This is a genomic window from Planktothrix prolifica NIVA-CYA 540, from assembly GCF_963864145.1.
Taxonomy (GTDB): domain Bacteria; phylum Cyanobacteriota; class Cyanobacteriia; order Cyanobacteriales; family Microcoleaceae; genus Planktothrix; species Planktothrix agardhii.
Genome location: NZ_CAWLTW010000001.1, coordinates 4645212 through 4654314, shown reverse-complemented (window position 1 = coordinate 4654314; position 9103 = coordinate 4645212). Strand labels below are relative to the sequence as shown.

Genomic DNA, 9103 nt, shown 5'->3' with positions numbered 1-9103 from the left:
CCCCCTCAAAAAAAGGGACTTTGAACATCCGGTTCCCCCCTTAGGGGGGCTAGGGGGGTCTAGGGGGCAGGTTAAGAAGGATTTATACAGGTGTAGTTTCTGGGGGTTTACCTTCCGAAATTGGGGCTGATTTCCCTTCAGAATGACCGTTATTACCCTTAGTTTCTAACGGACGAGCGGCCATATATTCATACATTTTCCAACGGGTACTGACGTCTTCTTGGGCTTCTTTTAACAACCGTTTGGCGTCGGCGGGTTTGCTCTTAGTCAACATTTTGAAACGGTTTTCCGCATACATAGACGCCTCAACGGTTTTCTTAGGTGATTTAGAATCCAAAATTAACGGGTTTTTGCCTGCTTCTTTCAAGTCGGGGTTATACCGATACAGTAACCAACGGCCACTTTCCACCAGATCTTTTTGATGGGTCATAGCCGTTGTCATATTAATCCCGTGGGCAATACAGTGAGAATAGGCAATAATAATTGATGGCCCGTCGTAGGCTTCCGCTTCCAAGAACGCCTTCAGGGTGTGTTCATCCTTGGCCCCCATCGCCACACTCGCCACATAAACGTTACCGTAGGTCATGGCAATTAGGCCTAAGTCCTTCTTGGGTGACGCTTTTCCTCCGGCTGCAAACTTAGCAACCGCGCCGCGGGGGGTGGCTTTCGAGGACTGACCCCCGGTGTTGGAATAAACTTCGGTATCCAAAACCAAAATATTAACGTTACGGCCACTGGCAATAACATGATCTAAGCCACCGTAACCAATATCATAGGCCCAACCATCTCCCCCAATAATCCAAACGGATTTTTTAACTAAATAATCAGCCAAACTGAGTAACTGTTGGGCGTCAGGGGAATTGACTCCTTGCAGTTTTTCTTTGAGTTGGACGACCAGTTTCCGTTGTTCCCAAATATCAGCCTCTGATTTTTGGGAATTATCAGTAATTTGCGTAACTAAATTATCCCCGACGTCGCCGCCTAGTTTATGTAACAATTCCAGAGCAAACCCAGCGTGTTTGTCAATGGACATACGGAAGCCTAAACCAAATTCGGCGTTATCTTCAAATAAGCTATTAGACCAAGCCGGGCCGCGACCGTCGGCGTTTGTTGTCCAGGGGGTTGTGGGTAAGTTCCCGCCATAAATAGAGGAACATCCGGTGGCGTTAGCCACGATCATCCGATCGCCAAATAACTGCGTGACTAACTTAATATAGGGAGTTTCGCCACATCCGCCACAGGCGCCGGAGAACTCAAATAACGGTTCTTGCCATTGTTGTTGACGGATCAAATCTGGCCGTAATTTTAACCGATCGGGGTTGGGAATACCCAGGAAAAAGTCCCAATTCGTCGCTTCTTGTTCCCGCAGGGGTAACTGGGGTTCCATGTTGATCGCTTTTCTTGAAGGCATGGATTTATTTTTTGCCGGGCAAACATCCACACAGATGCCACATCCGGTACAGTCTTCCGGGGCAACTTGGATGGTGAATTTTTCCCCGGTAAAGACTTTATCCTTAACGTCGGTAAATTTGAAGCTGGCGGGGGCGTTTTCCAGGGCAGCCTCATCGTAAGCTTTACCCCGAATTGTGGCATGGGGACAAACCATCACACATTTGCCACACTGGATACAGACATCCGCATCCCAAACCGGGATATCCTGGGCGACGTTGCGTTTTTCCCATTTGGAGGTTCCGGTGGGATAAGTACCATCGCAGGGCAGTTTACTAACGGGTAAATCATCCCCCCGTCCGGCGATCATCATGCCTTCAACTTCTTTAACAAAGGTAGGGGCTCCGACGGCTACGGGTTCGGCCCGCCGTAGTAGAGACGTGCCATGGCGCGTCTCTACAACATTGGCAACGTTGACTTCATAAAGGTGTTCTAGGGTCTCATCAACGGCCTTTAAGTTTAAGCGAACAATTTCTGCTCCTTTCTTACCATAGGTTTTTTCGATCGCTTTTTTGATTTGGGCGATCGCTTCTTCCCTTGGCAATACTTTCGCTAAGGCAAAGAAACACACCTGCATAATAGTATTGATGCGGTTTCCCATCCCCGTATCACGGGCAACTTTATTGGCATCAATAACATAGAATTTCAGATTTTTTCTAACAATATCTTCTTGAATTTCTAAGGGCAGATATTCCCAAACTTGATCGGGGCCGTAGGGACTATTTAAGAGGAAAGTTGAACCTTCCATCGCACATTGGAGAACGTCTAATCTTTCGATAAACGTCCATTGATGGCAACCGATAAAATTCGCCTTACTAATTAAATAAATCGACCGGATCGGTTGCGGCCCAAAACGCAAGTGAGATACGGTAACAGCCCCGGATTTTTTGGAGTCGTAAACAAAATATCCTTGGGCATAATTATCGGTTTCTTCCCCAATAATTTTGATTGAGTTTTTATTCGCGCCAACGGTACCATCTGCACCTAAACCGTAGAACATCGCCCGCACCACGTTATCGGGTTCGGTGGAGAAGTTGGGATCGTATTCTAAAGATGTGTGGCTGACATCATCATTAATACCGATGGTAAAGTGATTTTTGGGTTTAACCCCCCCTTGATAAGTAACCCCCTCTTGATCCCCGCCTTGGTAAGGGGGGTTGGGGGGGTAATATTCTCAAAAATACTCTTAACCATTGCCGGGTTAAATTCCTTAGAAGATAACCCATAACGTCCACCTACTAAGACTTTAAGATTTTTAATCTTAGCTTTAAGAGTATCGTTATCTCCTAACATCACTTCTTGAACTGCCGTCACCACATCTAAATAGAGGGGTTCCCCACTAGAACCGGGTTCTTTGGTTCGATCTAAAACCGCGATCGCTTTGACAGTTTCTGGCAGTTCAGCAATTAATTGTTCCCCATCCCAAGGTCGATATAACCGAACTTTTAACACCCCTAATTTTTCACCTTGGGCGTTCAAATAATCAACGGTTTCATGGACGGTTTCACAACCTGATCCCATCAGAATAATCACTTTTTCTGCATCGGGGGCGCCGTGATATTCAAATAGTTTATAATTACGTCCCGTCAACTGCCCCAATTTATCCATTGCCCGTTGTACAATTTCGGGGGTTTGATCATAAAAAATATTAACGGTTTCTCGGCCTTGGAAATAAACATCGGGGTTTTGGGCCGTTCCTCGCAGGACAGGACGGTCAGGAGTTAAAGCGCGGTTGCGATGTTCATAAACGTATTTATCATCGATTAATTCTCGGATATCACTATCCTCTAATAGTTCAATTTTTTGGACTTCATGGGAGGTACGAAATCCGTCAAAAAAGTGAATAAAAGGAATTCGTGATTCTAGGGTGGCTGCCTGGGCAATTAAGGCCATATCCTGGGCTTCCTGCACCGAGGCGGAACACAACAGGGCAAACCCCGTGGCCCTAGCTGCCATCACATCACTATGGTCGCCGAAAATAGATAACCCTTGGGCGGCCAAGGAACGGGCGGCCACTTGGATCACGGCACAGGTTAATTCTCCCGCGATTTTGTAGAGGTTGGGGAGCATTAACATCAACCCTTGGGATGCTGTGAAGGTGGTTGTCAAGGAACCCGCTTGTAGGGCCCCGTGTACGGCCCCGGCCGCCCCCCCTTCGCTTTGCATTTCCACCACGGCCGGGACGGTTCCCCAGAGGTTTTTATCCCCCACGGAGGCCCAAGCATCGGCCCATTCTCCCATGGGTGAGGACGGGGTGATCGGATAAATGGCGATAACTTCACTCAAACGATAAGCAACACGAGCAACGGCTTCGTTACCATCTAGGGTTGCATAATTTTTTGTATTCATTCTTGAAATGCCTCTCTTTAATAAAAACTTGATGCGATGGCGTAGCCGCAACTTTGTGGCATCGCCCGCTTTCCTACAGAATTATTTTGGCAATTTACGCGCCTGAATTCATACTTGGTGATGTTTAGTTGGAATTTACGATCATTGTAATTCTGTAGTTAAACAGACGGAATTTTCCTTAACAATTAATTCAGCTTTCCCTAATAATCTCCGTCGTTGTTTAATTGAGGGTTTTCCATAGGTAAATCCTGATCGAGATTAAAACATCCTTAAATTTTGATTAAGAATTTTTGAGGTCTACTTTCCCTGAGTTACTGCTTTAGATCATCTAATAAAAATGGGGAAAAGTGGATCATTGCTTAACGTTTTTTAACTTATTGTCATCATTTGTTGTAAGTCCGTTAAGGTTTGTTGGGCTGCCTGTTCATCCACAATACTCAAAGCAAAACCGACATGAACAATCACATAGTCACCCACTTGAACCTCTGGAACATAAGCTAAGTTGACTTCCTTGACCATTCCACCAAAGCTGACTTTGCCGACTTTTGCCAAGGGGTCATCACCGGAAATACTCAATAATTGACCTGGAATTGCTAAACACATCGGGTGCACCTAAAAATGTTACGTTTCTTGAAGCAAGGAGGGAAAACTGATGAAAAATCCAGACCATTTCTTGTGGTAGGGATTGTCCCAGTATTTCAGTCCGATCAATACCACATCCATTATTAACCCAGGCCGATTAATTCTTTTCTTTATTTTAATACTTTTTTCCATGAATTAGCAGTAGACTTACAACTTAGGAGAGAAGTTGGAACCCAACCCAGAATTATCGAGATAAACAACACAACCGTTGTTTATACAACTCTCAACCTAGTCTATAATCCTTGAGTCCCCAAAGGTTCATGATTAAATTTGTGACCCTTTTGTGGTGAACTGAACCCAACTTTTCTAAAGGTATATTTGATTACAAAATGAGTGTCAAAATCCACATCATTAGTAGAGAACAGAACTATGCAATCTTCTACGGTAACGACTGCAAAAGCCGATAAACCCAAAGCTGGAGCCACAAAAGGAGGCGATAAACGGTTTAAAGTCCTGGATATGACCATGAAGCGCAACCAATATCGTCAGGACGCCTTAATTGAGGTGCTACATAAAGCCCAAGAATCCTTTGGCTTTTTAGAAGAAGATGTTCTAATTTATGTGGCCAGAAATCTGAAACTTCCCCTCAGTTATGTCTATGGAGTCGCCACCTTCTATCATTTATTCTCCCTCAAACCCAATGGCGCCCATACCTGTGTAGTTTGTTTAGGAACAGCTTGTTACGTTAAGGGGGGCGGGGATGTCTTAACCGCCTTAGAAGCCCGAACCGGAATTAAAGCCGGGGAAACCACCGCCGATGGTCAAATTTCGATTATGACCGCCCGTTGTATTGGAGCCTGTGGTATTGCTCCGGCCGTTGTCTTTGATGGCAAAGTAGCCGCCCAACAGACCCCGGAAATGGCCTGCGATCGCATGGCGGCATGGGAGCAGGGGGAGTAAGAGAGTAGGGGGGCCGGGGAGCCGGGGGGAGTAGGGAAGTGCGAGCGTCCTCGCTCGCTGACCTTAACCAAAAGTTAGCAAGTCTGACCTTAACCAAAAGTTAGCAAGTCTGACCTTAACCAAAAGTTAGCAAGTCTGACCTTAACCAAAAGTTAGTAAATGCCAGCCTGACCTTACCCCAATATTTTACGAGTTAGCGAGCGAGGACGCTCGCACTGCTGATTGATAACTGATTTGTCTTGATACTTGCCTGTTGCCTTTATAGAGGAAAACAAAAATTATGGAATATAGCGAATTATTAGAATTAGCCGAGAAGGAACAAAAATCCCAAAAACCGATCCGGGTGCATTGTTGTACCTCAACCGGATGTGTGGCTTCAAATTCCTTGGGTGTCAAAGACCAAATGGATGCAGCCGTGAAAGCCGCCGGACTTGAGGAAAGAGTGCAAGTAGTCGGGGTCGGTTGTATGGGATTTTGTGGCCGGGGGCCAATAGTAGAAGTCGAACCCGTCGGACTCCAATACGAGAGAGTGACGCCCGAAGAAGCCCCGTCTATTATTGAAGCCCTGAATGGGGGAGAGGCTAAACCCGTCCTAGGCGATCGCCACCATCCCTTTTTTAGTGGCCAACTGCTAATTGTTCGAGAAAATAGCGGTAAAATTGACCCTGAAAAAATTGGTGAATATATCGCCGTAGGTGGATACCAAGCCCTGCACCATGCCGTTTATGAAATGAGTCCGGCCGAGGTGGTAGCTGAAATTACTAAATCTGGGCTCCGGGGTCGAGGCGGGGCCGGATATCCCACGGGATTAAAATGGGCCACCGTTGCCAAAATGCCCCCCGGACAGAAATATGTGATTTGTAACGCCGATGAAGGAGATCCCGGCGCCTTTATGGATCGGAGTGTGTTGGAAAGTGACCCCCATCGGATCTTAGAAGGAATGGCGATCGCTGGATATGCTGTTGGTGCGACCCAGGGTTATATCTATGTCCGGGCCGAATATCCCCTGGCCATTTCCCGTCTGCAAAAAGCCATTCAACAGGCTAAACGCCAAGGGATTTTAGGCAGTCAGGTCTTTGGATCGGGGATAGATTTTCGCATTGATATTCGGGTGGGGGCGGGAGCCTTTGTATGTGGGGAAGAAACCGCCCTAATTGCCTCCATTGATGGGGGACGTGGCACTCCTCGCCCTCGCCCTCCCTATCCCGCCGTTTCCGGGTTATGGGGGGAACCCACCTTAATTAATAACGTCGAAACCTTGGCCAATATTGCCCCAATTATTAAAAAAGGTAGCGACTGGTTTTCCAGTATCGGCACAGAAAAAAGCAAGGGGACTAAAATTTTCTCCCTCACGGGCAAAATTCGGAATACCGGTTTAATTGAAGTCCCCATGGGAATTAGTTTACGGACAATTATCGAGGACATGGGGGGCGGTATTCCCGGCGGCGTGAAAGTTAAAGCCGTGCAAACTGGAGGGCCATCGGGAGGTTGTATTCCCGCAGAACATTTAGATACCCCGGTAGATTACGAATCCTTGGCCCAGTTAGGATCTATGATGGGGTCAGGGGGCATGGTGGTGCTGGACGAAGACACCAGTATGGTACAAGTTGCCCAATTCTATATGGAATTCTGTCGGGGGGAAACCTGCGGAAAATGTGTTCCCTGCCGCACCGGAACAGTCCAACTGTATCAAATGTTAACCAAAATTCTCAATAAACAAGCTACTACCGCAGATATTGAGAAAATGAAACTGTTGTCGGAAATGGTCAAAGCCACCAGTTTATGCGGACTCGGACAAACAGCCCCTAACCCGGTCTTGAGTACGTTGCGTTATTTTCCAGAGGAATATCAGGCATTATTGCAACCAGAAGAAAGCGGACGGGTTTCGGGGTCTTAACATCCCTAAAAATGGGATGGTTTCTATCTGCAATGGGTGACTATTTATTGGTATCAACAAAGATAAAATTCACCCATTGTATCCAATACTTGCAAGTAAGGATAATAAAAAATGTTTTGCGAACAATGTGAACAAACCGCCAGTGGAAATGGCTGTCATCAATGGGGGGCTTGTGGTAAAAGTCCAGAAGTTAATTCAATCCAAGATTTATTAGTCTATTGCTTACGCAGTATTGCCCCCATTGCTTTAAAAGCTTATGAGTTAGGTATTCCTAATCGAGAAATTGATCGTTTTACCTGTGAAGCGATGTTTTCAACGATGACGAATGTTAACTTTAGTACGAAGCGATTTGCTGATTCTGCCCAACAGGTTTTACAATTGCGAAAAACCTTAAAACAAGCGGTGGAAAGTAAAAGTCCCACCCCCATTTCCTGGCCAGAAATTTGTAATTATCAGCCCGATTTTGAGGAAAATTTATCTGAACAAGGACAAAATTTTGCCTTGGATTTAATTCAAAAAGCTAATGGGAATATTGATATTTATTCCTTGCAATTAACCACAATTTATGGCATTAAAGGATTAGCTTCCTACGCCTTCCACGCCTACGAACTGGGTCAGGAAGATGAGAAGATTTATCAGTTTATCTATGAAGCCTTAATTGCTTTAGATCGGCAGGATTTAGACTTAAATGCCTGGGTGGGTTTAGCCTTGAAAGTCGGAGAAATGAACCTACGGGCGATGGAATTATTAGATGCCGGACATACCGGACATTATGGACATCCCACCCCGACAAGTGTTCCCTTAAATCATCGTCAAGGTAAGGCTATTTTAGTCTCTGGACATGATATTAAACAGTTAGAAGCCCTGTTAAAACAAACCGTAGATACGGGGATTACGGTTTATACCCACGGGGAATTATTACCCGCCCATGGATATCCGATTTTAAAACAAAATTATCCCCATTTGTTCGGACATTTTGGCACAGCATGGCAGAATCAAACCAAAGATTTTGCTAAGTTTCCTGGGGCGATTGTGGTGACAACAAATTGTTTAATGCCGCCCCATGAAACCTATGATCAAAAACTGTTTACTCTTGGGCCCGTGGGCTATCCGGGGTTAGGCTATTTACCCTCCGATGCTGATGGTATTCCTGACTTTACTCCAGTGATTCAAGAAGCGCTAGAACTCCCCGGCTTTTTGGATGATGAAACCCCCCGGGAAGTGAAAACCGGATTTGCCCATAATGCAGTTTTAAGTGTAGCTGATCATGTGGTTGAAGCGGTTAAAGCAGGGAAAATTCGTCACTTCTTTTTAGTCGGCGGTTGTGATGGGGCCAAACCCGGACGGAGTTACTATACAGAATTTGTGGAAAAAGTTCCCCAAGATTGTGTTGTCCTCACCTTAGCTTGTGGAAAATTCCGCTTTTTTGATAAAGAATTAGGTGAAATTGGTAACATTCCTCGATTGATGGATGTGGGACAATGTAATGATGCTTATTCTGCCATTCAAATTGCTTTAGGATTAGCTAAAGCTTTTGATATTGGTGTGAATGAATTACCCCTATCAATGATTTTGTCATGGTATGAACAAAAAGCTGTAGCGGTGTTATTAACTCTGTTATATTTGGGGATTCAAGACATTCGTTTAGGCCCGACATTACCCGCTTTTATTTCTCCGAATGTGTTCCAATTACTATCGGACACCTATCATCTGAAAGCGATTTCTACCCCCGATGAAGATTTAGCCGCTTGTTTAGCCTAGGGTTAATTTCATGGGTGTCAAAGACGGCCGAAAAAATCTGATTGTAGCCGAATCAGATCCCCCTAAACTACCCCCTTAAAAAAGGGGGACTTTGAAATCAATCCG

The 9103-nt window shown here is 45.4% G+C and carries 4 protein-coding genes and 1 pseudogene; 3 read left to right on the top strand and 2 right to left on the bottom strand.

The window, feature by feature from the left end; translation table 11 throughout:
• Positions 1-82: 82 nt before the first annotated feature.
• Positions 83-3798, bottom strand: a pseudogene (nifJ, locus tag AC559H_RS20620) (pyruvate:ferredoxin (flavodoxin) oxidoreductase).
• Between the two features lie 369 nt (positions 3799-4167).
• Complete coding sequence (locus tag AC559H_RS20615; RefSeq protein ID WP_026788310.1) at positions 4168-4401, bottom strand: HypC/HybG/HupF family hydrogenase formation chaperone; 234 nt, start codon at positions 4399-4401, stop codon at positions 4168-4170.
• A 408-nt stretch (positions 4402-4809) separates the two neighbouring features.
• Between AC559H_RS20615 and hoxE the strand changes: the two genes are divergently transcribed.
• The 3 genes from hoxE (at position 4810) to hcp (ending at position 8998) form a co-directional block, all read left to right on the top strand.
• Complete coding sequence (gene hoxE, locus AC559H_RS20610) at positions 4810-5340, top strand: bidirectional hydrogenase complex protein HoxE (protein ID WP_026795090.1); 531 nt, start codon at positions 4810-4812, stop codon at positions 5338-5340.
• Positions 5341-5620: 280 nt separating this feature from the next.
• Complete coding sequence (locus AC559H_RS20605) at positions 5621-7237, top strand: NuoF family protein (protein ID WP_026795091.1); 1617 nt, start codon at positions 5621-5623, stop codon at positions 7235-7237.
• Positions 7238-7348: 111 nt separating this feature from the next.
• Positions 7349-8998, top strand: a complete 1650-nt coding sequence (gene hcp / locus AC559H_RS20600) for a hydroxylamine reductase (protein WP_026795092.1) — start codon at positions 7349-7351, stop codon at positions 8996-8998.
• Positions 8999-9103: the final 105 nt, after the last annotated feature.